This window comes from Streptomyces marokkonensis, from assembly GCF_008312835.1.
In the GTDB taxonomy this organism is placed as follows: Bacteria; Actinomycetota; Actinomycetes; order Streptomycetales; family Streptomycetaceae; genus Streptomyces; species Streptomyces marokkonensis_A.
Genome location: NZ_VSKS01000009.1, coordinates 139,617 through 165,100, shown reverse-complemented (window position 1 = coordinate 165,100; position 25,484 = coordinate 139,617). Strand labels below are relative to the sequence as shown.

At 70.9% G+C, this 25,484-nt stretch carries 28 protein-coding genes and 5 tRNA genes; 27 read left to right on the top strand and 6 right to left on the bottom strand.

The window, feature by feature from the left end; genetic code table 11:
* Window positions 1-355: 355 nt before the first annotated feature.
* The 9 genes from F1615_RS17800 to F1615_RS17760 all read left to right on the top strand — a co-directional run bounded on the left by F1615_RS17800 (window position 356) and on the right by F1615_RS17760 (window position 4,393).
* Window positions 356-544: a hypothetical protein gene (locus F1615_RS17800; protein ID WP_149549968.1), complete on the top strand. Its 189-nt coding sequence runs from the start codon at window positions 356-358 to the stop codon at window positions 542-544.
* A gap of 170 nt (window positions 545-714) precedes the next feature.
* Complete coding sequence (locus F1615_RS17795; RefSeq protein WP_149549967.1) at window positions 715-1,500, top strand: fumarylacetoacetate hydrolase family protein; 786 nt, start codon at window positions 715-717, stop codon at window positions 1,498-1,500.
* Entirely contained in the window at window positions 1,493-2,977 is a 1,485-nt protein-coding gene (gene gltX / locus F1615_RS17790; RefSeq protein WP_149549966.1) for a glutamate--tRNA ligase, read from the top strand. The genes F1615_RS17795 and gltX overlap by 8 nt, the downstream gene beginning before the upstream one ends.
* A gap of 81 nt (window positions 2,978-3,058) precedes the next feature.
* Window positions 3,059-3,790, top strand: coding sequence for an HAD family hydrolase (locus F1615_RS17785; RefSeq protein WP_149549965.1), 732 nt, complete (start codon window positions 3,059-3,061; stop codon window positions 3,788-3,790).
* A 91-nt stretch (window positions 3,791-3,881) separates the two neighbouring features.
* Window positions 3,882-3,953: transfer RNA gene (locus F1615_RS17780), tRNA-Gln, on the top strand.
* Window positions 3,954-3,992: 39 nt separating this feature from the next.
* Window positions 3,993-4,065: transfer RNA gene (locus tag F1615_RS17775), tRNA-Glu, on the top strand.
* 62 nt (window positions 4,066-4,127) lie between these two features.
* Window positions 4,128-4,200 (top strand) — tRNA-Glu (locus F1615_RS17770).
* A 21-nt stretch (window positions 4,201-4,221) separates the two neighbouring features.
* A tRNA-Gln gene (locus F1615_RS17765) sits at window positions 4,222-4,293 on the top strand.
* Window positions 4,294-4,320: 27 nt separating this feature from the next.
* A tRNA-Glu gene (locus tag F1615_RS17760) sits at window positions 4,321-4,393 on the top strand.
* Window positions 4,394-4,442: 49 nt separating this feature from the next.
* Here the strand turns inward: F1615_RS17760 and F1615_RS17755 are convergent.
* Window positions 4,443-5,087, bottom strand: coding sequence for a MerR family transcriptional regulator (locus F1615_RS17755; RefSeq protein ID WP_149549964.1), 645 nt, complete (start codon window positions 5,085-5,087; stop codon window positions 4,443-4,445).
* A gap of 88 nt (window positions 5,088-5,175) precedes the next feature.
* Here F1615_RS17755 and F1615_RS17750 point away from each other — a divergent pair, with 88 nt between their 5' ends.
* Entirely contained in the window at window positions 5,176-5,709 is a 534-nt protein-coding gene (locus F1615_RS17750) for a DUF4188 domain-containing protein (RefSeq protein WP_149549963.1), read from the top strand.
* A gap of 61 nt (window positions 5,710-5,770) precedes the next feature.
* On the opposite strand, the gene ndgR is transcribed toward F1615_RS17750, so the two are convergent.
* A complete protein-coding gene (gene ndgR / locus F1615_RS17745; protein WP_149549962.1) occupies window positions 5,771-6,484 on the bottom strand; it encodes an IclR family transcriptional regulator NdgR in 714 nt (237 codons plus the stop codon).
* A 196-nt stretch (window positions 6,485-6,680) separates the two neighbouring features.
* Between ndgR and leuC the strand changes: the two genes are divergently transcribed.
* The 4 genes from leuC to F1615_RS17725 all read left to right on the top strand — a co-directional run bounded on the left by leuC (window position 6,681) and on the right by F1615_RS17725 (window position 9,995).
* Window positions 6,681-8,111 carry a 3-isopropylmalate dehydratase large subunit gene (leuC, locus tag F1615_RS17740; RefSeq protein ID WP_149549961.1) on the top strand — a complete coding sequence of 477 codons (1,431 nt, stop codon included), beginning with the start codon at window positions 6,681-6,683 and terminating at the stop codon, window positions 8,109-8,111.
* A 6-nt stretch (window positions 8,112-8,117) separates the two neighbouring features.
* Entirely contained in the window at window positions 8,118-8,711 is a 594-nt protein-coding gene (leuD, locus tag F1615_RS17735) for a 3-isopropylmalate dehydratase small subunit (RefSeq protein WP_149549960.1), read from the top strand.
* 277 nt (window positions 8,712-8,988) lie between these two features.
* The gene (locus F1615_RS17730) at window positions 8,989-9,219 is read left to right on the top strand and encodes a hypothetical protein (RefSeq protein ID WP_149549959.1); all 231 of its coding nucleotides are present in this window, start codon (window positions 8,989-8,991) and stop codon (window positions 9,217-9,219) included.
* Window positions 9,220-9,353: 134 nt separating this feature from the next.
* Window positions 9,354-9,995, top strand: coding sequence for an HU family DNA-binding protein (locus F1615_RS17725; protein ID WP_149549958.1), 642 nt, complete (start codon window positions 9,354-9,356; stop codon window positions 9,993-9,995).
* Between the two features lie 104 nt (window positions 9,996-10,099).
* Here the strand turns inward: F1615_RS17725 and F1615_RS17720 are convergent, their stop codons facing one another.
* Complete coding sequence (locus tag F1615_RS17720) at window positions 10,100-10,303, bottom strand: hypothetical protein (protein WP_037933223.1); 204 nt, start codon at window positions 10,301-10,303, stop codon at window positions 10,100-10,102.
* A gap of 9 nt (window positions 10,304-10,312) precedes the next feature.
* Window positions 10,313-10,951, bottom strand: coding sequence for a 2-phospho-L-lactate guanylyltransferase (gene cofC, locus F1615_RS17715; protein WP_149549957.1), 639 nt, complete (start codon window positions 10,949-10,951; stop codon window positions 10,313-10,315).
* 173 nt (window positions 10,952-11,124) lie between these two features.
* On the opposite strand from cofC, the gene F1615_RS17710 reads away from it, so the two are divergent.
* The 3 genes from F1615_RS17710 (at window position 11,125) to F1615_RS17700 (ending at window position 14,169) form a co-directional block, all read left to right on the top strand.
* Window positions 11,125-11,922 (top strand): lysophospholipid acyltransferase family protein, encoded by a 798-nt coding sequence (locus F1615_RS17710; RefSeq protein ID WP_149549956.1) that lies wholly within the window; start codon window positions 11,125-11,127, stop codon window positions 11,920-11,922.
* Complete coding sequence (locus tag F1615_RS17705) at window positions 11,919-12,929, top strand: NAD(P)H-dependent glycerol-3-phosphate dehydrogenase (protein WP_149549955.1); 1,011 nt, start codon at window positions 11,919-11,921, stop codon at window positions 12,927-12,929. The genes F1615_RS17710 and F1615_RS17705 overlap by 4 nt, the downstream gene beginning before the upstream one ends.
* A gap of 82 nt (window positions 12,930-13,011) precedes the next feature.
* Window positions 13,012-14,169, top strand: a complete 1,158-nt coding sequence (locus F1615_RS17700; protein WP_149549954.1) for a D-alanine--D-alanine ligase family protein — start codon at window positions 13,012-13,014, stop codon at window positions 14,167-14,169.
* A 378-nt stretch (window positions 14,170-14,547) separates the two neighbouring features.
* Here the strand turns inward: F1615_RS17700 and F1615_RS17690 are convergent, their stop codons facing one another.
* Complete coding sequence (locus tag F1615_RS17690) at window positions 14,548-14,781, bottom strand: Lrp/AsnC family transcriptional regulator (protein ID WP_037933238.1); 234 nt, start codon at window positions 14,779-14,781, stop codon at window positions 14,548-14,550.
* 206 nt (window positions 14,782-14,987) lie between these two features.
* On the opposite strand from F1615_RS17690, the gene F1615_RS17685 reads away from it, so the two are divergent.
* Both F1615_RS17685 and thiD read left to right on the top strand, forming a co-directional pair.
* The gene (locus tag F1615_RS17685) at window positions 14,988-15,953 is read left to right on the top strand and encodes a thiamine-phosphate kinase (RefSeq protein WP_037933245.1); all 966 of its coding nucleotides are present in this window, start codon (window positions 14,988-14,990) and stop codon (window positions 15,951-15,953) included.
* On the top strand, window positions 15,950-16,747 hold the full coding sequence (gene thiD / locus F1615_RS17680) for a bifunctional hydroxymethylpyrimidine kinase/phosphomethylpyrimidine kinase (protein ID WP_149549953.1): 798 nt from the start codon (window positions 15,950-15,952) through the stop codon (window positions 16,745-16,747). Before F1615_RS17685 ends, thiD begins: the two co-directional genes overlap by 4 nt.
* Before the next feature lie 150 nt (window positions 16,748-16,897).
* On the opposite strand, the gene rpmB is transcribed toward thiD, so the two are convergent.
* Window positions 16,898-17,083, bottom strand: a complete 186-nt coding sequence (gene rpmB / locus F1615_RS17675) for a 50S ribosomal protein L28 (RefSeq protein WP_003993230.1) — start codon at window positions 17,081-17,083, stop codon at window positions 16,898-16,900.
* Window positions 17,084-17,351: 268 nt separating this feature from the next.
* Between rpmB and F1615_RS17670 the strand changes: the two genes are divergently transcribed.
* From F1615_RS17670 to rnc, 8 genes are all read left to right on the top strand, one after another.
* Complete coding sequence (locus tag F1615_RS17670) at window positions 17,352-19,031, top strand: DAK2 domain-containing protein (protein WP_149549952.1); 1,680 nt, start codon at window positions 17,352-17,354, stop codon at window positions 19,029-19,031.
* 73 nt (window positions 19,032-19,104) lie between these two features.
* Window positions 19,105-21,312, top strand: a complete 2,208-nt coding sequence (gene recG, locus F1615_RS17665) for an ATP-dependent DNA helicase RecG (RefSeq protein WP_149549951.1) — start codon at window positions 19,105-19,107, stop codon at window positions 21,310-21,312.
* A 49-nt stretch (window positions 21,313-21,361) separates the two neighbouring features.
* Window positions 21,362-21,949 (top strand): 16S rRNA (guanine(966)-N(2))-methyltransferase RsmD, encoded by a 588-nt coding sequence (gene rsmD / locus F1615_RS17660; RefSeq protein WP_149549950.1) that lies wholly within the window; start codon window positions 21,362-21,364, stop codon window positions 21,947-21,949.
* A 26-nt stretch (window positions 21,950-21,975) separates the two neighbouring features.
* Window positions 21,976-22,455: a pantetheine-phosphate adenylyltransferase gene (gene coaD / locus F1615_RS17655; protein ID WP_208818343.1), complete on the top strand. Its 480-nt coding sequence runs from the start codon at window positions 21,976-21,978 to the stop codon at window positions 22,453-22,455.
* A 109-nt stretch (window positions 22,456-22,564) separates the two neighbouring features.
* The gene (locus F1615_RS17650; RefSeq protein ID WP_149549948.1) at window positions 22,565-23,650 is read left to right on the top strand and encodes an ATP synthase F0 subunit B; all 1,086 of its coding nucleotides are present in this window, start codon (window positions 22,565-22,567) and stop codon (window positions 23,648-23,650) included.
* Between the two features lie 145 nt (window positions 23,651-23,795).
* Window positions 23,796-24,440 carry a YceD family protein gene (locus tag F1615_RS17645; RefSeq protein ID WP_149549947.1) on the top strand — a complete coding sequence of 215 codons (645 nt, stop codon included), beginning with the start codon at window positions 23,796-23,798 and terminating at the stop codon, window positions 24,438-24,440.
* A 2-nt stretch (window positions 24,441-24,442) separates the two neighbouring features.
* Window positions 24,443-24,616, top strand: a complete 174-nt coding sequence (gene rpmF, locus F1615_RS17640; protein ID WP_003951102.1) for a 50S ribosomal protein L32 — start codon at window positions 24,443-24,445, stop codon at window positions 24,614-24,616.
* Between the two features lie 19 nt (window positions 24,617-24,635).
* Window positions 24,636-25,454 (top strand): ribonuclease III, encoded by an 819-nt coding sequence (gene rnc, locus F1615_RS17635; RefSeq protein WP_149549946.1) that lies wholly within the window; start codon window positions 24,636-24,638, stop codon window positions 25,452-25,454.
* The last annotated feature ends 30 nt before the right edge of the window (window positions 25,455-25,484 follow it).

The window sequence follows — 25,484 nt, the reverse complement described above, 5'->3', positions numbered from 1 at the left end:
ACGGCGTGAGTGGCGAGTCACCGGGGGTAGAAAGTGATCTCGTCGATAAACGGGCGCATGGGGGCAAATCTCCCGGACGGGGCAGGTGTCCCAGTCGCCATGATCAGGAGCGGAATGGTGGCTTCAGGTGGTGAATGTCCGATTCCGCCGAGCGGGGGCCGGGTCCGGATTGGCCGTTTTGCCCCCTGACTCGTGAGCAAACTCACACCGAGATCATGGCCTTCGGGCCCGGTCGGCGGGGAATCGCATGTTTAGCCTGACGCTTTACAGGGATGGCAAAACCGACAAGCCGCGCCCGCTGCGGGTCCTAGACCCCCCTGCGGGCGCCCGTGAACAGGACAGGGTCAAGTAAACAGTGAAGACGACGACGATGTTCCACAAGATCGCCAACCCGCGGCGCACGACGCTGGCACACCTCGACGGCGCCGACGATCTGCAGACGCCGGTCCAGCAGGAGCATTCCGTCGAACTCCCGGCCCAGACTGCCAATCCCAAGCGCACCGTCCTCATGGAGATCCCGGTCGCGGCGGGCGCCGCGAACTGACACCGGTCCATACGCGCGCCGGCCGCGAAACGCTCAAGGCCCACCGCGCGACGACGAGGGGCGCCCCCGGGACGACGGGGGCGCCCCTCGTTATTGCGTGAGGCCGGGACACCTGCGCGTTAGCCTGGAGCGTCAGACTCCAGCCGATCGGTCAAGGGGACAAGCATCCCGTGCGCATCGCCAGATTCTCCATCGACGGGAACGTCGCCTTCGGGGCGGTCGAGGGTGAGAAGCAGGACGAACTCGTCCTGGACATCATCAAGGGCATCCCGTTCGCGGACTTCGAGCTCTCCGGCACCAAGGTCCCGCTGAGCAAGGTCAGGCTGCTGCCCCCGGTGCTCCCCAACAAGGTGGTCGCCTTCGGCCGCAACTACGCCGACCACGCGAAGGAAATGGGCAACGAGGTGCCCGACGCCCCCTTCGCCTTCTTCAAGCCCGCCACTTCGGTGATCGGCCCCGGCGACGAGATCCAGTACCCCTCCTTCTCCCAGGAGGTGCACCACGAGGCCGAGCTGGCCGTGGTCATCGGCCGGCTGTGCCGCGAGGTCCCGCGCGAGCGCGTCAAGGACGTGATCTTCGGCTACACCTGCGCCAACGACGTCACCGCGCGCGACGTCCAGAAGCGCGAGAAGCAGTGGGCCCGGGCCAAGGGCTTCGACACCTCCTGCCCGCTGGGCCCCTGGGTGGAGACGGACCTGGACATCGCCGCCGCGAACGACCTGACCGTCCAGCTCACCGTCAACGGTGCCCAGCGCCAGCTCGGCCGCACCAGCGAGATGATCCACCCCATCGAGGATCTGATCGTCAACATCTCCGAGGCCATGACCCTGCTCCCGGGCGACGTCATCCTCACGGGCACCCCGGCTGGGGTCGGCCCCCTCAACGTCGGCGACGAGGTCGCCGTCACCATCGAAGGCATCGGCACTCTCACCAACAAGGTTGTCAAGCGTGGCTAGCGCACCCGGCTCCCCCGTACGCGTCCGTTTCTGCCCGTCGCCCACCGGTAACCCCCATGTGGGCCTGGTCCGCACCGCCCTGTTCAACTGGGCGTTCGCCAAGCACCACCAGGGCACCCTGGTCTTCCGCATCGAGGACACCGACGCGGCCCGCGACTCCGAGGAGTCCTACGCCCAGCTGCTCGACTCGATGCGCTGGCTCGGCTTCGACTGGGACGAGGGCCCCGAGGTCGGCGGCCCCCACGCCCCGTACCGCCAGTCGCAGCGCATGGACATCTACCAGGACGTCGCGCGCAAGCTGCTGGACGCCGGCCACGCCTACCGCTGCTACTGCTCCCAGGAGGAGCTCGACAGCCGCCGCGAGGCCGCCCGCGCCGCCGGGAAGCCCTCGGGGTACGACGGCCACTGCCGCGAGCTGACCGACGCCCAGGTCGAGGAGTACCGGGCCCAGGGCCGCGAGCCGATCGTCCGCTTCCGGATGCCCGACGAGACGATCACCTTCACCGACCTGGTCCGCGGCGAGCTGACCTTCACCCCGGAGAACGTCCCGGACTACGGCATCGTGCGCGCCAACGGCGCCCCGCTGTACACGCTGGTCAACCCGGTCGACGACGCCCTGATGGAGATCACCCACGTCCTGCGCGGCGAGGACCTGCTCTCCTCCACCCCGCGCCAGATCGCCCTGTACAAGGCGCTGATCGAGCTGGGTGTCGCCAAGGAGGTCCCCGCCTTCGGCCACCTGCCCTACGTCATGGGCGAGGGCAACAAGAAGCTCTCCAAGCGCGACCCGCAGTCCTCGCTCAACCTCTACCGCGAGCGCGGCTTCCTGCCCGAGGGCCTGCTCAACTACCTCTCCCTGCTCGGCTGGTCGCTCTCCGCCGACCAGGACGTCTTCACCATCGACGAGATGGTCGCGGCCTTCGACGTCGCCGACGTGCAGCCGAACCCGGCGCGCTTCGACCTGAAGAAGTGCGAGGCGATCAACGGGGACCACATCCGCATGCTCGACGTGAAGGACTTCACGGAGCGCTGCGCGCCCTGGCTCAGGGCCCCCTTCGCGCCCTGGGCGCCGGAGGCCTTCGACGAGGCCAGGTGGCAGGCCGTCGCCCCGCACGCGCAGACCCGCCTCAAGGTCCTCTCCGAGATCACGGACAACGTCGACTTCCTGTTCCTGCCGGAGCCGGTCTTCGACGAGGCGTCCTGGAGCAAGGCGATGAAGGAGGGCTCGGACGCCCTGCTGCGCACCGCGCGGGAGAAGCTGGAGGCCGCCGACTGGACCTCCCCCGAGTCGCTGAAGGAGGCCGTCCTGGCCGCCGGCGAGGCCCACGGCCTCAAGCTCGGCAAGGCCCAGGCCCCGGTCCGTGTCGCCGTCACCGGCCGCACGGTCGGCCTGCCGCTCTTCGAGTCCCTGGAGGTCCTGGGCAGGGAGAAGACGCTGGCCCGCATCGACGCGGCCCTGTCGAGGCTCACCGCGTAGGTCACCGGGCGGAGTGCGGAGGGGCGGCGCCCGGGACTATCCGGGCGCCGCCCCTCCGCCGTTTTGGGTACCGTCGGTCCCATGGCGATCCGAGCCGTTGTCTGGGACGTGGACGACACGCTGTTCGACTACACCTCCGCCGACCGTGAGGGCATGCGGGCGCATCTGGTGGCCGAGGGGCTGCTCGCCGGGTACTCCTCCGTGGAGGAGGCGCTGACGCGCTGGCGGGAGGTCACCGATCTCCAGTGGGCCCGGTTCGCCGCCGGGGAGGTGGACTTCGAGACGCAGCGGCGCGACCGCACCCGGGTCTTCCTGGGGCGGGGGATGACCGACGCCGAGGCGGACGAGTGGTTCCAGCGGTACGTCGCGCACTACGAGTCGGCCTGGAGCCTCTTCCCGGACGTGCTGCCCGTCCTCGACGCCCTCGCGGCCAGTCACCGCCACGCGGTGCTCTCCAACTCCAGCCTTACCGTCCAGGACCGCAAACTGCGCGTCCTCGGTGTGCACCACCGCTTCGAGGTCATCCTGTGCGCCGCCGAACTGGGTGTCTCCAAGCCCGAGGCCGGCGCGTTCCTCGCCGCCTGCGACGCGCTGGCCCTGCCCCCGGACCAGGTGGCGTACGTCGGGGACCACCCGGAGATCGACGGCCGGGGTGCCGCCGACGCCGGGTTGGTGTCGGTGTGGATCGACCGCGGCGGCGCCTACGCGACCGTCGAGCCGCCCGTGGGGCCGCGCCGTATCGCCTCGCTCGCCGAACTCCCCTCGCTGCTGCGCGGCGATACTCGTTTTGGAGCCCCGTCCACCTTCGGGTAATGTTCTTCCTGCGCCGCGGGGAGCGGGCCGGAAGGCCGGAGCCCCGAAGCGCAGAACTAGAACAAGAACCCCTCAGGGGCTTGCGTTCCAGTGGCCTATGGTGTAATTGGCAGCACGACTGATTCTGGTTCAGTTAGTCTTGGTTCGAGTCCAGGTAGGCCAGCTCGCAGAGCTCATCTGCACCCGCGGATCACATCCGCAAGCCCCCGTTGTGTAGCGGCCTAGCACGCCGCCCTCTCAAGGCGGTAGCGCCGGTTCGAATCCGGTCGGGGGTACAGATCCTTCCCGCGAAGGCAGCAAGGGTAGCTCCCACTGCCATCGATGCAGGATCGCTAGGGCCCCCGTTGTGTAGCGGCCTAGCACGCCGCCCTCTCAAGGCGGTAGCGCCGGTTCGAATCCGGTCGGGGGTACTGACTGGTCTAAACCATCATTGGTCTATGGTGTAATTGGCAGCACGACTGATTCTGGTTCAGTTAGTCTTGGTTCGAGTCCAGGTAGACCAGCAGGATCGGCGGAAACGCATGATCCGAGCCCCCGTTGTGTAGCGGCCTAGCACGCCGCCCTCTCAAGGCGGTAGCGCCGGTTCGAATCCGGTCGGGGGTACATCGACGAAAGCCCTCCACTTCGGTGGAGGGCTTTCGTGCTGTCGCGCTCACTCGATCCCGTACCGTCGCGCCGACTCCTCCTCCTGCGCCAGCCGGTGGAGCGCCCGCAGGACGGGCTCGAAGAGCACCGCGGACGCCACCGCCAGCTCCACCTGCTCCGTCGGTGAGGCGTGCGTCTCCATGAAGTCGAGCTGTCTGCGCGCGACCTGGTGCATCAGCTCCCCGTACGGAGCCATCAGTTCGGCGTCCCACAGATGGCCGAGCCGGCGCAGCGTGGCCACCGCCACCACCAGCGAGCGGTGCACGGGGGAGAGCGGAGCGAGCTCACGGGCGGTCTCCCAGCCCAGCGACTCCAGCAGCCGGTCCACCTCCGCGCGGGCGGCCACGACCGCGGGATCGTCCTCGTCCGGCTCGGGAGCGTGCGGCAGCGCCCACAGTGCCGCGCCCAGACGTACGGTGCGGCCCAGCGAGTCGTCGTCGACATGCCCCAGCACCTCGCGCGCCGTCGCCACCGGGACGCCTCCCACCTGGATCAGGGCACGCACCAGACGCAGCCGGCGCAGATGCTCCTCGTCGTACTCGGCCGTGGTCGCGTTGACCCGGTGGCCCGGGGGCAACAGCCCTTCCCGCAGGTAGTACTTGATCGTCGCGGTGGACACACCGCTGCGTTCGCTCAGTTCCGCCAGCCGCACCTCTTGCGCCCTTCCTGGGATAGCGAGACTATCCAAGCGGTACTCCGGGAGCACCGCTCGCCCACCCTACGGATCGGGGGAAAGTGTGATGTCGCGCAGGTTCGCCGTCGCCGAGCGCACGACCGCGGCGGCCGAGGGGGACGTCGTCGTCCTGCTGATCGGCATGCGGATCAACCGCTTCTGGGCGGTGCACCACTGGCTTCCGGTCCTGCTGTCCATGCCGCGCATGCTGCGGGAACTGGGCAGGCGGCCGGAGCGCGGACTCCTCGGCCACGTGCTGCTCACCGCCTCGCCGCGGACGTACTACGTCGTCCAGTACTGGGAGTCCAAGGAGAAGCTCTACGCCTACGCGCACGCTCCCGACACGTTCCACCACACGGCGTGGGCGTTCATCAACCGCAAGGAGCGGTCGGGGAAGGTGCGCGGTCACGTGGGGCTGTGGCACGAGACGTACGTGGTGCCGCAGGGGTCCTACGAGTCGATCTACGCCGACATGCCGGCGTTCGGGCTCGCGGCGGCGCACGGGCGGACGCCGCTGGAACGGCGCGGCCGGCGCGCGAAGGACAGGTTCGCGTACCGGCCGGAAAAGGCGGCGCCGCCGGCGAGGGCCGACGGCGCGTGAGCCGGGGGGAGAGGGCCCGCCGCGGCGTTGGGGCGGGCCCGTCCCCGACGGGGGAGGACGGTCAGGAGCGGCGCAGCGCCTCGGAGAGGCGGGCGGCGGCGTCGATGACGGCCTGGGCGTGCATGCGGCCCGGGTGGCGGGTCAGCCGCTCGATGGGGCCGGAGACCGAAACGGCGGCCACCACGCGGTTCGACGGGCCGCGCACCGGCGCCGAGACGGACGCCACGCCCGGCTCGCGCTCGCCGATCGACTGGGCCCAGCCCCGGCGCCGTACGCCCGACAGGGCCGTCGCCGTGAACCGGGCGCCCTGCAGGCCGCGGTGCAGCCGCTCGGGCTCCTCCCAGGCCATCAGGATCTGCGCCGAGGAGCCGGCCTTCATCGTGAGCGTGGAGCCCACCGGCACCGTGTCCCTGAGTCCCGAGAGCCGCTCCGCCGCGGCGACGCAGATGCGCATGTCGCCCTGGCGGCGGTAGAGCTGGGCGCTCTCGCCGGTCACGTCGCGCAGGTGGGTGAGGACCGGTCCCGCCGTCGCGAGCAGCCGGTCCTCGCCCGCCGCCGCGGCCAGTTCGGCCATGCGCGGGCCGAGAATGAAACGGCCCTGCATGTCGCGCGCCACCAGGCGGTGGTGTTCCAGCGCCACGGCCAGGCGGTGGGCCGTGGGTCGTGCCAGTCCGGTGGCCCCGACCAACCCCGCGAGGGTGGCCGGACCGGACTCCAGAGCGCTCAGGACGAGGGCCGCCTTGTCCAGAACGCCGACGCCGCTACTGTTGTCCATGCAACGATACTTGCGTCTCACTCTGTGAAACGCAAGTTCAATTTTCCGTGGAACACGCCACTCTGGATGCACGGAAGCAACGCGGCCCGTGGACCACCGGGCCTGGCGGCGGACGCCCGGGATCAGGGGTGCGGGCGCCGTCTCCCCCAGAGATCTAGTTGGGCCGGCGCACCACTTGCCGGCCGGAGGGAAAGCGATGGGTAGGACACTCGCGGAGAAGGTCTGGGACGACCACGTCGTCCGGCGCGCCGAGGGCGAGCCCGACCTCCTCTTCATCGATCTGCACCTGCTGCACGAGGTGACCAGCCCGCAGGCCTTCGACGGCCTCCGCAAGAACGGCCGCCCGGTGCGCCGTCTCGACCTCACCATCGCCACCGAGGACCACAACACCCCCACCCTCGACATCGACAAGCCGATCGCCGACCCGGTCTCCCGGGTCCAGCTGGAGACGCTGCGCAAGAACTGCGCCGAGTTCGGCGTCCGGCTGCACCCGCTGGGCGACGTCGAGCAGGGCGTCGTCCACGTCGTCGGCCCGCAGCTCGGTCTCACCCAGCCCGGCATGACCGTCGTCTGCGGCGACTCGCACACCTCCACGCACGGCGCCTTCGGCGGACTGGCGTTCGGCATCGGCACCTCCCAGGTCGAGCACGTGCTGGCCACCCAGACGCTGCCGATGGCCCGCCCGAAGACCATGGCGATCACGGTCAACGGCGAACTGCCCGAGGGCGTCACGGCCAAGGACCTGATCCTGGCGATCATCGCGAAGATCGGCACGGGCGGCGGCCAGGGCTATGTCCTGGAGTACCGCGGCGAGGCCGTCGAGAAGCTCTCGATGGAGGCCCGGATGACCATCTGCAACATGTCGATCGAGGCCGGCGCCCGCGCGGGCATGATCGCCCCGGACGAGACGACGTTCGCCTACCTCGAGGGCCGTCCGCACGCCCCGAAGGGCGAGGACTGGGACGCGGCCGTCGCCTACTGGAAGACGCTGAAGTCCGACGAGGACGCGGAGTTCGACGCCGAGGTCGTCATCGAGGCGGCCGAGCTGTCGCCGTTCGTCACCTGGGGCACCAACCCGGGCCAGGGCGCTCCGCTTTCCGCGTCCGTCCCCGACCCGGCTTCGTACGAGGACGCCTCGGAGCGGCTCGCCGCCGAAAAGGCCCTGGAGTACATGGGGTTGGAGGCCGGCCAGGAGCTGCGCTCGATCAACGTGGACACCGTCTTCGTAGGTTCGTGCACCAACGGCCGCATCGAGGACCTGCGCGCCGCCGCTGACGTCATCAAGGGCCGCAAAATCGCCGACGGCGTGCGGATGCTGGTCGTCCCCGGCTCGGCGCGGGTGGGTCTCCAGGCCGTCTCGGAGGGCCTGGACGTGGTCTTCAAGGAGGCCGGCGCCGAGTGGCGGCACGCGGGCTGCTCCATGTGCCTGGGCATGAACCCCGACCAGCTCGCCCCCGGTGAGCGCTCCGCCTCCACCTCCAACCGCAACTTCGAGGGCCGGCAGGGCAAGGGCGGCCGTACCCACCTGGTGTCCCCGCAGGTCGCCGCCGCCACCGCGGTCCTCGGCCACCTGGCCTCCCCGGCCGACCTCGCCGCAGCCGACGCCCGTACGCCCGCTGGAGTCTGATCAGTCATGGAAGCATTCACCACCCACACCGGCCGGGCCGTCCCGCTGCGCCGCAGCAACGTCGACACCGACCAGATCATCCCCGCCCACTGGCTCAAGAAGGTGACGCGGGACGGGTTCGAGGACGGGCTGTTCGAGGCCTGGCGCAAGGACCCGGACTTCGTGCTCAACCGCCCGGAGCGCGAGGGCGCCACGGTGCTGGTCGCCGGCCCCGACTTCGGTACCGGCTCCTCCCGGGAGCACGCCGTCTGGGCGCTGCAGAACTACGGCTTCAAGACCGTGATCTCCTCCCGCTTCGCCGACATCTTCCGCGGCAACTCGCTGAAGAACGGGCTGCTGACGGTCGTCCTCGACCAGAAGATCGTGGACGCGCTGTGGGAGCTCACGGAGGCGGACCCCACCGTTGAGATCACCGTGGACCTCGAGGCCCGCGAGGTGCGCGCCGAGGGCATCACCGCCTCCTTCGAGCTCGACGAGAACTCCCGCTGGCGGCTGCTGAACGGGCTGGACGACATCTCCATCACGCTGCAGAACGAGGCGGACATCGCCGCGTACGAGGCGAAGCGCCCCTCGTTCAAGCCGAGGACGCTCACGGCCTGACCCGCGCCCCGGCCGAAGTCCTCGCGAGAGGTCGACTTTCGGCCACCGCATCACCTCTCCCGTACCCCCGATCGGCCCGATCGGGGGTACGGCCGTGTCTGCACCCGTTCGGCCCCGCGTGCCGTCTTGAGGGGTCTCAACTTGCCACGTTATGAAGGTGGTTGCCGGGGTACACGTGTCACGTGCGCGTGATCTCCGCGTGTGCGCGGACGGCCGTCCGGTGCGGTAGTTGCCCCCTGAGCAGGCGACAACTCGCCCCAGATGGCACAATCTGTGCATGGGACGCGACGGCCAACTCGAGCTCTATACGGCGGTCGCGGTCCAGCTCAAAGAAGCGCACGCAAAGGTGCGCGCACTGCAAGTCCCGGAGGGCGTACGGATGGCGCTGACCCGGAAGCTGCTGGTCATTACGGCCGCGGCCAAGCACGATCTCGCCGGTGCGGCAAGGCGTCTGGAGCGGTTCATCACGGACCTCGACGCGGGTCGATTCCCCGAAGAGGAACGCTGAACAGTCGAGACAGTCGAGTTCGTTGCGGCACAAGGGTGATTAGCCCGTTTCGTGTTTGATTTGCGGTATATATCTGCCTAACGTGCGAAAAGCTTGAACACTTTCGTTCTGGCGATGTCTCCGAAGGGGAAGACGTGAACAAGGCGCAGCTCGTAGAAGCGATTGCCGACAAGGTGGGCGGCCGCCAGCAGGCCGCCGACGCTGTCGACCACGTACTGGACGCCATCGTCCGCGCGGTCGTCGCGGGTGAGCGGGTCTCGGTCACCGGCTTCGGTTCGTTCGAGAAGGTCGACCGCCCGGCGCGCTACGCCCGCAACCCCCAGACGGGCGAGCGGGTTCGGGTCAAGAAGACCTCCGTTCCGCGCTTCCGTGCAGGTCAGGGCTTCAAGGACCTGGTGAGCGGCTCCAAGAAGCTGCCGCGCGGGGGCGAGGTCTCGGTCAAGAAGGCACCCAAGGGCAGCCTGACCGGAGGAGCTTCGGCGACGGTGAAGAAGGCCGCGGCCAAGAAGACCACGGCGAAGAAGGCCGCCACCGCGAAGAAGGCGGCCGCCAAGAAGACGACCGCGAAGAAGGCCGCCACCAAGACGGCGGCGAAGAAGACCACCACGGCCAAGAAGGCGCCCGCCAAGACGGCGGCGACGGCGAAGACCACCGCCGCGAAGAAGACGACCGCCAAGAAGTCCCCCGCGAAGAAGGCGACGGCCACGAAGGCCCCCGCCAAGAAGTCGACCGCGCGCAAGACCACCGCGAAGAAGACCACCGCCCGCAAGAAGTAACGGGCATCTCCCGCCCCCTCGGGGAAGCGGTTCTCACGCGCCGGGCCGGACTCCTCCGGGAGTCCGGCCCGCGGTGTGTCCGACAGGACCGGCCGCCGGGGCGGTCAGAACGTCTGGAGCGTCACCAGCGTGATCCGCCGGGCCTCGCCCTCGCCCTCGGTCTCCACGCGCACCCGCTGCCCGGGACGCAGGAGCCGAAGGCCGCCCGCGTCGAACGCCGGGGCGTCGAAGGGCACCGGGGTGCCGTCGTCCAGGAGAACCTGACCGCTGCGGCTGTCGGGGTCGTAGGTGTACGCGGTGGCCTGCATGTCCGCAGCCTACTGCTCCGATATCAGCAACCGCGCGGCGACCGCGGCCGTGCGGGGGCCCACCCCCAGGGCCAGCGCCGCCCGCAGGTCGTTCCCGGTGTCCACGTCCTGCCGCACGGAATGCACCGCGTCCAGGCAGAGTTCCACCGCGCCGGACGCCCGGTGCCGGGCCCTGGACCCGGGTCCGAAGAAGGGGCGCAATTCCCGGCCCCGGCTCGCGGCCAGCAATGTCGTGCCGACTCCGGCCGCATCGGCGAGGAATGCGCGCGGAAATGCGGCCGCCGTATCCAGAACGCGGGCCAGTTCCGCCGGGCGGAGGGCCGGCAGATCCGCGTTGAGGGCCGCCACGGAGGCCGCGTGCCGTGCGGAGCCCACCGTGGCCGCGGCATGTGCGAGAGCCGCGTTCAGGCCGCCGCGCGGCCGGTCGGGGACGATTCCGGCGCCCAGCGAGGTCAGCTCACGGGCGGCCAGGGCGTCGTTCGTGACGACCACCACATCCCGCACCGCCGGGCATTCCAGCGCCGCTGCCACCGTGTCCTGCGCGAACGCGAGCGCGAGGCCCGGGCGAAGGCCGTCGCCGGCCGTGTCCGAGAGCCTGCTCTTGGCCTCGGCCAGCGGCTTCAGGGGTACCACCAAGGTCCACTGCACGAGTGTTGCGTCCCTCTCTTGTCGCGGCCATTGTCCCCCGGAGCACAGGGACGCGAGGGGGCCGGGGCGTACGGTGTTCTCGACAGACCGGCGGCCCGGGGCGACACTTGTGCGCCCGCCCGGCCTCCGGGGCCGGGCCCCCGGCCTGTCGTTCGGAAGAGGAAGGTGTACTTGTGCCGCGCCGCAGAATCGGCTTCTGGTACCGCTTCGCCGCGGTGATCTGCAAACCGCCGCTGGTGGTTCTGCTCAAGCGGGACTGGCGCGGAATGGAGAACATTCCGGCCGAGGGTGGATTTATCACCGTGGTGAATCACAATTCACACATCGATCCCTTCGCCTACGCGCACTTTCAGTACAACACCGGACGCGTTCCGCGATTCCTGGCGAAGAGCGGCCTTTTCAACAAGGGATTCATCGGTGCCGCGATGCGTGGCACCGGACAGATCCCCGTCTACCGCGAGAGCACCGACGCGCTCAGCGCCTTCCGGGCCGCGATCGACGCCGTGGAGCGCGGCGAATGCGTCGCCTTCTACCCCGAGGGCACCCTCACCCGGGACCCGGACGGCTGGCCCATGACCGGCAAGACCGGCGCCGCACGCGTCGCGCTGCAGACCAAGTGCCCCGTGATCCCGGTCGCCCAGTGGGGCGCCAACGAACTGCTGCCGCCGTACGCGAAGAAGCCCAGCCTCCTGCCGCGCAAGACCAGCCGGGTGCTGGCCGGGCCGCCGGTGGACCTCGACCGCTTCTACGACCGGGAGATGACCCCGGAACTGCTCAAGGAGGCGACCGAGGCCATCATGGCGGCCGTCACCGCCCAGCTCGAGCGGATCCGCGGCGAGAAGGCGCCCGAGACGCCCTACGACCCGCGCCGGGAGCGGATCGAACAGCGTCGCAAGACGCATACGCAGAGGCGGCATGAGAGGACGCGGGGCAGCAGGCCGACCGCGCGGGAAGAGGGGCTGGGCACGTGAGCAAGCCGGTCAAGGCGGCCGTCTTCGGTACCGGATCGTGGGGGACGGCCTTCGGCATGGTCCTCGCCGACGCCGGCTGCGACGTCGTGCTGTGGGGACGGCGCCCCGAACTCGCCGAAGCGGTCAACTCCACCCGCACCAACCCCGACTATCTGCCCGGCGTCGAACTCCCGCAGAACCTCCGGGCCACCACGGACGCCGCCGAGGCGGCGCGCGACGCCGACTTCACCGTCCTCGCGATCCCCTCGCAGACGCTGCGCGGCAACCTCGCCGAGTGGACCGGGCTGCTCGCCCCCCGCACGGTCCTGGTGTCGCTGATGAAGGGCGTCGAACTCGGCTCCGCGATGCGGATGAGCGAGGTGATCGACGACGTCGCCGAGGTCGGCCCCGACCGCATCGCCGTGGTCACCGGACCCAACCTGGCCCGGGAGATCGCCGCCCGCATGCCCGCCGCCGCGGTGGTCGCCTGCACCGACGAGGCCGTCGCCCAGCGGCTCCAGACCGCTTGCCACACCCCGTACTTCCGCCCGTACACCAACACCGACGTCATCGGCTGCGAGCTGGGCGGCGCCGTGAAGAACGTGATCGGGCTGGCCGTCGGCATCGCGGACGGCATGGGGCTCGGCGACAACACCAAGGGCTCCCTCATCACCCGCGGCCTGGCCGAGACCACCCGGCTCGGCGTCGCGCTCGGTGCCGACCCGCTGACCTTCTCCGGACTCGCGGGCCTGGGCGACCTGGTGGCCACCTGCTCCTCGCCGCTGTCCCGCAACCACACCTTCGGCACCAACCTCGGCAAGGGACTGACGCTGCAGGAGACCATCGCGGTCACCAAGCAGACCGCCGAGGGCGTCAAGTCCTGCGAGTCGGTGCTGGATCTGGCCCGCAGGCACGGCGTCGACATGCCGCTCACCGAGACGGTCGTCGGCATCGTGCACGAGGGCAAGCCTCCCGTGGTCGCCGTCAAGGAGCTGATGTCGCGCAGCGCGAAGCCCGAGCGACGCTGAGCGACAGCCCCCTCCGTTCGGCTCACGCACGGCGTTGCGGGCGCTGACTCCCGGCTCGGCCAACAGGTACTCTCATCGCGATATGAGCACCGAGAACCTCCCCCAGAGCCCCGAGCAGCCGTCCCGCAAGCCGCGTGTGGCCGTTGTGTTCGGCGGGCGCAGCTCCGAACACGGGATCTCCGTGGTCACCGCCGGCGCCGTCCTCAAGGCCATCGACCGGAGCAAGTACGACGTCCTGCCGATCGGCATCACCCCCGGCGGCCGCTGGGCGCTCACCGCCGACGAGCCGGAGCGCATGGCGATCAGCGACCGCCGTACGCCCAGCGTCGACCAGCTCGCCGAGTCGACCGAGGGCGGTGTGGTGCTCCCCGTCGACCCCGCCAGCCGCGAAGTCGTCTACAGCGAGCCGGGTTCGGTGCCCAAGGCCCTGGGCGAGGTCGACGTGGTCTTCCCGGTGCTGCACGGCCCCTACGGAGAGGACGGCACCCTCCAGGGTCTGCTGGAGCTCTCCGGCGTCCCGTACGTCGGCTCGGGCGTGCTCGCCTCGGCCGTCGGCCAGGACAAGGAGTACATGAAGCGGGTGTTCACCTCCTTCGGGCTCAAGGTCGGCCCGTACCTGGTGATCCGGCCGCGCGAGTGGGAGCGGGACGAGTCCGCCGCCCGTAAGAAGGTCGTCGAATTCGCCGGCGAGCACGGCTGGCCGCTGTTCGTGAAGCCCGCGCGCGCCGGCTCGTCGATCGGCATCACCAAGGTCGACGACCTCTCCGGCCTGGACGAGGCGATCGCCGAGGCCCAGCGCCACGACCCGAAGATCCTCGTGGAGGCGGCGCTGCGCGGCCGCGAGATCGAGTGCGGGGTACTGGAGTTCGAGGACGGCCCGCGCGCGTCGCTGCCGGCCGAGATCCCGCCGCCGGACACGCACGCGTACTACGACTTCGAGGCCAAGTACATCGACTCCACGCCCGGCATCGTGCCCGCGCCGCTGACCGACGAGGAGACGGCCGAGGTGCGCCGGCTCGCGGTCGAGGCGTTCGACGCCGCCTCCTGCGAGGGACTCGTGCGCGCGGACTTCTTCCTCACCGAGGACGGCGAGTTCGTGATCAACGAGATCAACACGATGCCCGGCTTCACCCCCATCTCGATGTACCCGCAGATGTGGCAGGCCACCGGGGTGGGCTACCCGGAACTGGTGGACCGGCTGGTGCAGGCGGCGCTGCGCCGGTCGACCGGCCTGCGCTGAGCCGCGTCACCGTTCACGACCGGGAGAAGGCGAACCCCTCGGGGTTCGCCTTCTGCCGTGAGCGGTGGTCCCCGTGGCGGCCGGCCGTCTCCCGGGGGTCGTCGGGCACGCGCCGCAGTATGATCGCCACGCCGCCCCGGCCCGCGGCCGGTTCGGACGCGGGTCCGGGATCGTCGCGACTCTCACCGTCCACCGTCGCCGGCCGGGCCTCGTCCGGGTTCCGGCACAGCTCGGTGACCTTCGCGTCCGGGCCGGAACCGCCGCGGACGCGCTGTCGTCTGCTGAGGAGCAGCCCGCGGCGGTGATCAGCACCGCGAGCGCGGGGCAACGGTGTGCCGGTGACGGAAGGAATTCACCGGCACAGGGGGAGACGGGGGGCTACAGATGGACGACCGGGCAGGTCAGGGTACGGGTGATGCCGTCCACCTGCTGGACTTTGGCAACCACCATGCGGCCCAGGTCGTCTACGGTGTCGGCCTGCGCGCGCACGATCACGTCGTACGGTCCGGTCACGTCCTCGGCCTGGATGACTCCAGGGATCTTGCCGATCAGCTCGGCGACGGTCGACGCTTTGCCGACCTCCGTCTGGATCAGGATGTACGCCTGTACCACGGAACCTCCAGGGCGGCCACGAGGATCATGTGGGGAAAAGGAACGCCACGGTATCGCGTTGCCGCTCGTCGCGGGGAGACCTGCGGGAACCGGGCCTTGCGCGCCGGGGTACAGGCACGAGAGAAGTTGACGGTCACATCGACCGTAGCGAGGACTCGGACGACTCGCGACCGGGCACGGACAGGTAAAGAAGGGGCGAAAGGGTAATGAAGGGCACTGTTGGTGAGCTCGGTGAGTTCGGGCTCATCAGGGAGCTCACCTCCCGTCTCACCACCACCCCGGCGGTCCGGGTCGGCCCCGGCGACGACGCCGCGGTGGTCTCCGCGCCCGACCGCAGGGTCGTGGCCAGCACCGACATCCTGCTGGAGGGCCGGCACTTCCGGCGCGACTGGTCCACGGCCTACGACGTCGGCCGCAAGGCCGCCGCGCAGAACCTGGCCGACATCGCCGCCATGGGCGCGGTGCCGACCGCGCTGCTGCTCGGCCTCGTCGTCCCGGCCGAACTGCCGGTGACCTGGCCCAGCGAGCTGATGGACGGCCTGCGCGACGAGTGCCAGGTGGCCGGCGCCGCGGTCGTCGGCGGTGATGTCGTGCGCGGCGACACGATCATGGTGTCGATCACCGCGCTCGGTGACCTGCGCAACCAGGAGCCCGTCACCCGGGGCGGAGCGCAGCCCGGTGACCTCGTCGCGGTGACCGGCTGGCTGGGCTGGTCCGCGGCCGGGCACGCGGTGCTCTCGCGCGGGTTCCGCTCGCCGCGCGCCTTCGTCGAGGCCCACCGGCGGCCCGAACCGCCGTACCACGCGGGACCGGCGGCCGCCGGTCTCGGCGCCACCGCGATGTGCGATGTCAGCGACGGCCTGATCGCCGACCTCGGGCACATCGCCGAGGCCAGCAAGGTGCGCATCGACATCCGCTCCGGCGCGATCGACATCCCCTCGCAGATGAACGACATCGGCCAGGCCGTCGGCGTCGACCCGATGCAGTGGGTGCTGACCGGGGGAGAGGACCACGCGATCGTGGCGACCTTCCCGCCGGACGTGAAGCTGCCGGCCCGCTGGAAGGTGATCGGCGAGGTGCTCAACCCGTCGGCCCTGCCCCAGGTGACGGTCGACGGAGCGCCCTGGACGAGCCAGGGCGGCTGGGACCACTTCGCGGACATCGAGTCGTGAGCGCGCCACCGAGGGTCCTCACCGTCGCCGGCTCCGACTCCGGCGGCGGTGCGGGCATCCAGGCGGATCTGAAGACGATGCTCGCGCTCGGCGTGCACGGCATGAGCGTGCTCACCGCGGTGACCGCGCAGAACTCCCTGGGCGTACAGGGCGCCTGGGAGCTGCCGGTGGAGGCGGTGCGGGCCCAGTACCGCAGCGTCGCCGACGACATCGGGGTGCAGGCGGTCAAGACCGGCATGCTGTCCTCCGCCGAACTCGTCGAGGCGGTGGCCGACTTGATCGCCGGTACGGACGCGCCGGCGGTCGTCGACCCGGTGGGGGTCTCCAAGCACGGGGACCCGCTGCTCGCGGCCTCCGCGCTGGACTCCGTACGGAGCAGGCTGCTGCCCGTGGCGACCGTGGCCACCCCGAACCTGGACGAGGTGGCGCACCTCACGGGCGTACGGGTCGGCTCGGAGGCCGATCTGCGCCGGGCGGCGGAGGCGGTGCTGGAGTTCGGTCCGCGCTGGGTGGTGATCAAGGGCGGCCATCTCTCCGGTGACGCGGTGGATCTGCTCACCGACGGGTCCGAGGAGCACTGGCTGCGGGCGCCGAGACACGACAACCGGCACACGCACGGCACCGGCTGTACGCTCGCGTCGGCGATCGCGTCACACCTGGCGAAGGGGCACTCCGTACCGGAGGCGGTGACGGCGGCCAAGGACTACGTCACCGGAGCGATCGCGGCCGGCTTCGCCCTGGGCGCGGGCATCGGCCCGGTGGACCACGCCTGGGACCTGCGCGTGCCGCGCTGACCGAGGGGGGCCGCACCGCCGTTCCCGCGAGCGGTCCACTCCAGCGCCGGACACCCTGACAGCGCACCGCGGCACAGCAAAAAGCCGGTCCACCGAAGTGGACCGGCCGTTGCGGCGAAACCGGTCATGGCCGCGCGCTCAGCGGAAGCGTCAGCGCGAGACCTTGCCGGCCTTGATGCACGAGGTGCAGGCGTTCACGCGCTTCGGCGTCCCGCCGACCACGGTACGCACACGCTGGATGTTCGGGTTCCAGCGGCGGGACGTACGGCGGTGCGAGTGCGAGATGTTGTTGCCGAAGCCCGGCCCCTTGCCGCAGACGTCGCAGTTGGCAGCCACGGGTCACTCCAAAGACTTCAGATGCACTTACGGTTGATCCCGGCATGCCGGGATCAGGATCCAGGGCTCCAGGAGTCCTGTTGGAATCTGAGTGGCGTTGCCAGGGGAGAGGCCCGATCGGATCGGGCAACCGGAGCAGCATACAACGGCTGCACCCGTAGAACGAAACTACCATGGCAGCTCAGGGGCCCGTCTGCGGCCCTCTTCCGGTGGGGAGGGCCCCACCGTCTACGCTGCGTGCCACGTCCAGCAGCTCAGGGAGGCGCAGGTGGCGCAGGTGCCGCAGACATTCTTCGATGCTCTCGCGGTGCGTGCCTGGTGCGGTCTCGCGCTCGACGCCCTGGGACGGGCCCGGGAGGAGATCGACGCGATCAACGTCTATCCCGTGGCGGACGGCGACACCGGAACGAACCTCTATCTGACTGTGGAATCGGCGGCCGCGGCGGTGGAGGCGGTGTTCGCGGGCCACGAGGCCGGCGGCAACCGGGAACCGGGGCCGACCCTGGCCGACGCGGTACGGGCGATGGCGCACGGAGCGCTGATCGGCGCCCGCGGGAACTCCGGGACGATCCTGGCGCAGATGCTGCGCGGGATGGCCCAGGTGCTGACCGGCGACGAGGCCCCGGGCCACGCCGACGGCCGGGGACTGGGGCTCGCCCTCAGGCGCGCGGCCGACTCCGCGCGCCAGGCGGTGGCGCACCCCGTCGAGGGCACGGTCCTCACCGTCGCCTCGGCCGCCGCCCACGCCGCCGAAGCGGCGGAGGGCGACTGCGGCGCGGTGGCCCGGGCGGCCCACGAGGGCGCCCGGGCGGCGCTCGCCGAGACACCGGACCAGCTCCCGGTACTCCGGCGCGCGGGAGTGGTGGACGCCGGCGGCAGGGGGCTGGTGTCGGTGCTCGCGGCACTGGTGGCGACGTTCACCGGGGAAACGCCGCACGACCGGCACGCGCGCGTGGAGGCCCGCGACGGCACGTCCCGGGACCCGGCCGAGTGCGCTGACGGCACTCCCGCCCCGGGGCAGGGGGGACCCGCCTTCGAGGTGATCTACCTGCTGGAGGCCGGGGACGCGGCCGTCGCGCGGCTGCGGGAACGGCTCGACGGGCTGGGCGACTCGCTCGTCGTGGTCGGCGGGGACGGGCTGTGGAACGTCCATGTGCACGTCGACGACGCCGGCGCCGCCGTGGAGGCCGGCGTCGAGGCCGGGCGGCCCTACCGGATCCGCATCACCCACTTCGGCGCCGGGGACGTCCACACGACGGGAGCCGAGTGGACCCGGGGCGAACGCGCTCAGCGGGCCGTCGTGGCCGTGGTGCCCGGCGAGGGCCTGGCGGGGCTGTACACGGAGGCGGGCGCCACCACCGTGCTCGCCCGTCCCGGGGAGCCGCCCGCCAGCGGTGAGCTCGTCGAGGCCGTACGGCGCGCGCACGCGCGCGAGGTGGTGCTGCTGCCCAACGACGCGGACCTGCGCCACACCGCGGCGGCGGCGGCCGAGCAGGTACGGGCCGAGGGCGTCAGGGTGGCCCTCATCCCGACCCGCTCCGCGGTCCAGGGCATCGCGGCGCTGGCCGTGCACGAGCCGGGACGCCGCTTCGACGAGGACGTGGTGGCGATGACGTCCGCGGCGGGCGCGACCCGCTACGCCGAGGTCACCGTCGCCGAGCGCCAGTCCTGGACGATGGCGGGCATCTGCCAGGCGGGGGACGTCCTCGGCCTGGTCGACGGCGACGTCGCCGTGATCGGGCAGGACGTCACGGCCACCGCCGAGGCCGTACTCGACCGCATGCTCGCGGCCGGCGGCGAACTGGTCACCCTGGTCCTCGGCGACGGTGCCCCCGCATCCGTCGCCGCCCGCCTGGAGACCCGCGTCCGCGAGGGCTACCTCGCCGTCGACACGGTGGTCTACGACGGCGGCGGACAGGGCGCCCTCCTCCTCATCGGGGTCGAGTGAGCCGGCGGTTCCGCGGGACTCGGCCGGAACCGGTGGCCCCGCCCTCCACGCGTTGTCAGTGCGGTGGTGTGCAATGGATCTCGTGCCCGCACTGGAAGAACCACTGAAGAAGGTGCTCGGCCCCGCCACCGCGAAGGTGATGGCCGAGCATCTCGGCCTGCAGACCGTCGGCGACCTCCTCCACCACTACCCGCGCCGGTACGAGGAGCGCGGCCGGCTCACCCACCTCGCCGACCTCCCCATGGACGAACACGTCACGGTGGTCGCCCAGGTCGCCGACGCCCGCCTGCACACCTTCGCCTCCGCCAAGGCCCCGCGCGGCAAGGGCCAGCGCCTGGAGGTGACCATCACGGACGGCAGCGGCCGGCTGCAACTGGTCTTCTTCGGCGCCGGCGTCCACAAGCCCCACAAGGAACTCCTGCCGGGCACCCGCGCGATGTTCGCCGGCAAGGTCTCCGTCTTCAACCGCCGACTGCAACTCGCCCACCCCGCCTACGAACTGCTGCGCGGCGACGCCGGGGAGACGGTCGAGACCTGGGCCGGCGCCCTCATCCCGATCTACCCCGCCACCGCCAAGATGGAGTCCTGGAAGATCGGCAAGGCACTCCAGACGGTCCTGCCCAGCGCCCAGGAGGCACTGGACCCGCTCCCGGACCCCCTGCGCGCGGGCCGCGGACTGGTCCCGCTCCCCGAGGCCCTGCTGAAGATCCACCGTCCCCACACCAGGGCGGACATCGAGGACGCCCGCGCGCGCCTCAAATGGGACGAGGCCTTCGTCCTCCAGACCGCCCTCGCCCGCCGCCGTCACGCCGACGCGCTGCTGCCCGCCGTCGCCCGGCGCCCGAAGCCCGACGGCCTCCTCACCGCCTTCGACGCCCGCCTCCCCTTCACCCTCACCGAGGGCCAGCGGAAGGTCTCCGAGGAGATCTTCACCGACCTCGCCACCGAACACCCGATGCACCGCCTGCTCCAGGGCGAGGTCGGCAGCGGCAAGACCATGGTCGCCCTGCGCGCCATGCTCGCCGTCGTCGACGCGGGCGGGCAGGCGGCGATGCTCGCGCCCACCGAGGTGCTCGCCCAGCAGCACCACCGGTCGGTCACCGAGATGATGGGCGAGCTGGCCGAGGGAGGGATGCTCGGGGGAGCGGAGGACGCCACCAAGGTGGTGCTGCTCACCGGCTCCATGGGGGCGGCGGCGCGCCGCCACGCCCTGCTCGACCTGGCCACCGGCGAGGCCGGCATCGTCATCGGCACGCACGCGCTGATCGAGGACAAGGTGCAGTTCCACGACCTGGGCCTGGTCGTGGTCGACGAACAGCACCGCTTCGGCGTGGAGCAGCGCGACGCCCTGCGCGGCAAGGGCAAACAACCGCCGCACCTGCTCGTCATGACCGCCACGCCCATTCCGCGGACGGTCGCCATGACCGTCTTCGGCGACCTGGAGACCTCCGTCCTCGACCAGCTCCCGGCCGGGCGCTCGCCGATCGCCAGCCACGTCGTGCCGGCCGCCGACAAGCCGCACTTCCTCGCCCGCGCCTGGGAGCGGGTGCGCGAGGAGGTGGCGAACGGCCACCAGGCGTACGTGGTCTGTCCCCGCATCGGTGACGAGGAGGACGCTCCGAAGGGGACGGCGAAGACGAAGTCCCCCGAGGACGAAGCCGAGAAGCGGCCCCCGCTCGCCGTTCTGGACATCGCCGACCACCTCGCGAAAGGGCCGCTGCGGGGACTCCGGGTCGAGGTCCTGCACGGACGCATGCAGCCGGACGACAAGGACGCCGTCATGCGCCGCTTCGCCGCCGGCGAGGCCGACGTCCTGGTCGCCACGACCGTCATCGAGGTCGGCGTCAACGTCCCCAACGCCACCGCTATGGTGATCATGGACGCCGACCGCTTCGGTGTCTCCCAGCTCCACCAGCTGCGCGGCCGGGTCGGCCGCGGCTCCGCCCCCGGACTGTGTCTGCTGGTCACCGAGATGCCCGAGGCGAGCCCGGCCCGGCAGCGGCTGAACGCCGTCGCCTCCACCCTCGACGGCTTCGAGCTCTCCCGGATCGACCTGGAGCAGCGCCGCGAGGGGGACGTGCTGGGCCAGGCCCAGTCCGGCACCCGCTCCAGCCTGCGCATGCTCGCCGTCATCGACGACGAGGAGATCATCGCCGAGGCCCGCGAGGAGGCCACGAGGATCGTCGCCGCCGACCCGGAGCTGACGGACCTGCCCGCCCTGCGCACGGCCCTGGACGCGCTGCTGGACGAGGAGCGGGAGCAGTACCTGGAGAAGGGCTGACAGACTGGAAGCGGCCACCGACCAGCACCCACCGACAAGGACCGAGGACATGACCCGCGTGATCGCCGGCACGGCCGGCGGACGCCGCCTGGCCGTCCCGCCGGGCCAGGGCACCCGCCCGACCTCCGACCGGGCGCGCGAAGGCCTCTTCTCCACCTGGCAGTCGCTGCTCGGCGGCCCGCTGGACGGCGAACGCGTCCTCGACCTGTACGCCGGTTCCGGTGCCGTCGGGCTGGAGGCGCTGTCCCGGGGCGCCGGGCACGTCCTGCTCGTCGAGGCCGCCGCACGCGCCGTCCGCACGGTCCGGGAGAACGTGAAGGCGCTCGGACTCCCCGGTGCCGAGGTCAGATCCGGCAAAGCGGAACAGATCGTCCGGGCGGCGCCCCCGCGGGAGCCGTACGACATCGCGTTCCTCGACCCGCCCTACGCGGTCGCGGACGACGATCTTCGCGAGATTCTGCTCACACTCCGCTCGGAGGGCTGGCTCACGGACGAAGCCCTCGTCACCGTGGAGCGCAGCACCAGAGGCGGGGAATTCGCCTGGCCGTCCGGCTTCGAGGCGATCCGGGACCGTCGCTACGGCGAGGGAACGTTTTGGTACGGTCGCGCCGCCTCTACGTGCGAAGACGCACGATGACCGGACCGGAGAGCGAGGGATCACCAGTGCGCCGCGCCGTATGCCCCGGGTCGTTCGACCCGATCACCAACGGACACCTCGACATCATTGCCCGGGCCTCCCGGCTGTACGACGAGGTCTACGTCGCGGTGATGATCAACCAGTCCAAGAAGGGACTGTTCGAGATCGAGGAGCGGATCGACCTGATCCGCCGGGTCACCGCCGAGTACGGCAACGTCCGCGTCGAGGCCTTCCACGGCCTTCTCGTCGACTTCTGCAAGCAGCGCGACATCCCCGCCATCGTCAAGGGCCTGCGCGCGGTCAGCGACTTCGACTACGAACTGCAGATGGCCCAGATGAACAACGGCCTCTCCGGCGTGGAGACCCTCTTCGTCCCCACCAACCCCACCTACAGCTTCCTGTCCTCCTCGCTCGTCAAGGAGGTCGCGGCGTGGGGCGGCGACGTCTCCCACCTGGTGCCGCCGGAGGTCCTGACGGCCCTCACCGGACGCCTGCGCAAGGACTGACCCGGCGCACGGCCGTCGCCGTGCGGGCGGCCGGTGTCCACCGGGCGCCCCAGGGCCGTACAGTCGTCCCGTCCGTCTCCAACACAGCTGTAGAGAGTGGCGAGCACAGGTGGACGTGCAGAAGAAGCTCGACGAGATCGTCGCCGCGGTCTCCGGTGCCCGGTCGATGCCCATGTCGGCCTCGTGCGTGGTCAACCGCGCCGAACTGCTCTCGATGCTGGACGAGGTGCGCGCGGCACTGCCCGACTCCCTCGCCCAGGCCCAGGAGTTGATCGGCGGCCGGGAACAGATGGTCGAGCAGGCCCGCCAGGAGGCCGAGCGGATCATCGAGAGCGCGCACGCCCAGCGCGGCTCCCTGATCTCCGACACCGAGATCGCCCGCCGCTCGCAGTCCGAGGCCGACCGGATCCTCGCCGAGGCCCGCAAGGAGGCCGAGGAGATCCGCGCGGAAGCCGACGACTACGTCGACTCCAAGCTCGCCAACTTCGAGGTCGTCCTCACCAAGACGCTCGGCTCGGTCGGCCGCGGCCGTGAGAAGCTGCTCGGCACCGGTCCCGGCCTCGACGAGCAGGGCTACGAGGACGAGGACGCCCCCGAGCGCAGCCACGACCCGGAGACGCTGCGCCGCACCGCCGACGAGTACGTCGACGTCAAGCTCGGCGCCTTCGAGGCGGTCCTCGCCAAGACCCTGGAGGCGGTCGGCCGGGGCCGGCAGAAGCTGCACGGCCGGATCGCCTCCGACGACCTCGGCGCCCTCGCCGACGACCTCACGACCGTCCAGCACACCAGCGACGCGGACTACCTCGCCGACCTCGCGACGGTCGCCGACCAGGCACCGTCCAGGCAGCCCGAACCGCAGCCGCAGCAGCCGTACACCCAGCCGGAGCCCGCCTACGGCTACGCGCAGCAGCAGGACCCCTACGGCGGTTACCAGCAGCAGTACGGCGGCGGGCAGGACCAGTACTCCCCCGGCTCCGGCTACGCTCCGGCGGGTGCCGCCCCCATCCAGCAGGCCGACCCGTACGCCGGGTACCAGGGCTACGACGCCCAGCAGCAGGCGTACGATCCGAACCAGGCCCAGCAGCCCCGGCAACAGGCCCAGCAGGGCTATGCCCTGGACGAGACCAGCCTCTTCGACACCAGCATGATCACGCCCGAGCAGCTGCGTGCCTATGAGCGCGAGCGGGGTCTGTAGGGGCGGATTGGGCCGAGAGCGAAAGGTCCAGTATCCTGGCTCTTCGGTCGCGTGTGCGCTTGCGCCGTCGCCGTATACGCCCGCGATCCGAGCTGCCCGGGAATCCCGCACGGCAGCGGTATGAGCTCGAAGACCGAAAGCAGGAATGACCCTGAACGCCCGCCTCGACCACCGCAACCCCCTCGTGTTCGACACGCACGAGCTGGGGCGGCGGCCCGGTGCGCTGCAGCGTCTGTCCCGTACGGTCGACGCCCCCAAGGACTTCGGTGTCCAAGGGATCATCGGAGTGCCGGAAGGCGCCCCGGTGGAGCTCGAACTCCGGCTCGAGTCGGTCATGGATGGTGTGCTCGTCACAGGCACCGGCCGTGCCAGGGCCCGTGGGGAGTGCGTAAGGTGTCTGGAGCCGCTGGAGCTGGAGCTCGAAGCGGACTTCCAGGAGCTGTTCTCGTACCATGACGCCGACGACCGGGGCCGCGTGATCGCGGAACCGGGCGACGACGCCGAGGACGACGAGGACAGGCTCTTCCTCGAGGACGGCTTGCTCGACCTCGAGCCGGTGCTGCGCGACGCGGTGGTGCTCGCACTGCCGATGCAGCCGGTGTGCCAGGAAGACTGCCCGGGTCTGTGCTCCGAGTGCGGAGCACGGCTCGCTGACGACCCGGACCACCACCATGATGCCGTCGACATCCGTTGGGCGGCTTTGCAGGGACTCGCCGACACCATGACGGACGGCGAGAAGGACGAGATGAGCGGCGCCGAACCTGGCGTCGACGAGAAGCAGGAGAAGTAGCCGTGGCTGTTCCGAAGCGGAAGATGTCGCGCAGCAACACGCGCCACCGCCGGTCGCAGTGGAAGGCTGCGGTCCCCACCCTGGTTGCGTGCGAGCGCTGCCACGAGCCCAAGCAGCAGCACATCGCGTGCCCGTCTTGCGGCACCTACAACAAGCGCCAGGTCCTCGAGGTCTGAGCGGCTGGTGAGAGGCACTGTGTCCACGCCGAAGAAAAACTCTGCGGACAACCAGGCCTCGTCCCACACGCTTCTGGAAGGGCGGCTCGGCTACCAGGTCGAGTCCGCCCTTCTGGTGCGTGCGCTGACCCACCGTTCCTACGCGTACGAGAACGGCGGTCTGCCGACGAACGAGCGGCTGGAGTTCCTCGGGGACTCCGTGCTCGGCCTCGTCGTCACGGACACGCTGTACCGCACCCACCCCGACCTGCCCGAAGGCCAACTGGCCAAGCTGCGGGCCGCGGTGGTCAACTCGCGTGCGCTGGCGGAAGTGGGCCGCGGGCTCGAACTGGGCTCCTTCATCCGGCTCGGCCGCGGTGAAGAGGGCACGGGAGGCCGGGACAAGGCATCCATTCTCGCCGACACCCTCGAAGCGGTGATCGGCGCCGTCTATCTCGACCAGGGACTGGACTCGGCGGCGGAGCTGGTGCACCGCCTGTTCGACCCCTTGATCGAGAAATCCTCGAACCTCGGTGCCGGCCTGGACTGGAAGACCAGTCTCCAGGAGCTCACCGCGACCGAAGGCCTCGGCGTGCCCGAGTACCTGGTCACGGAGACCGGCCCGGACCACGAGAAGACCTTCACTGCTGCCGCCCGCGTCGGAGGCGTCTCGTACGGCACCGGCACCGGCCGCAGCAAGAAGGAGGCGGAGCAGCAGGCCGCCGAGTCCGCGTGGCGGTCCATCCGGGCCGCGGCGGACGAGCGGGCCAAGGCGGCGGCCGAGGCCGAGGAGGTCGTCCACGCCGCCGAAGCCGCAGCCTCCGGAAAGAGCGCCGACGCCCCGTCGGCCTCCGCCTGACGAACAGCGCGACCCGAGCGCCCGCCCCGA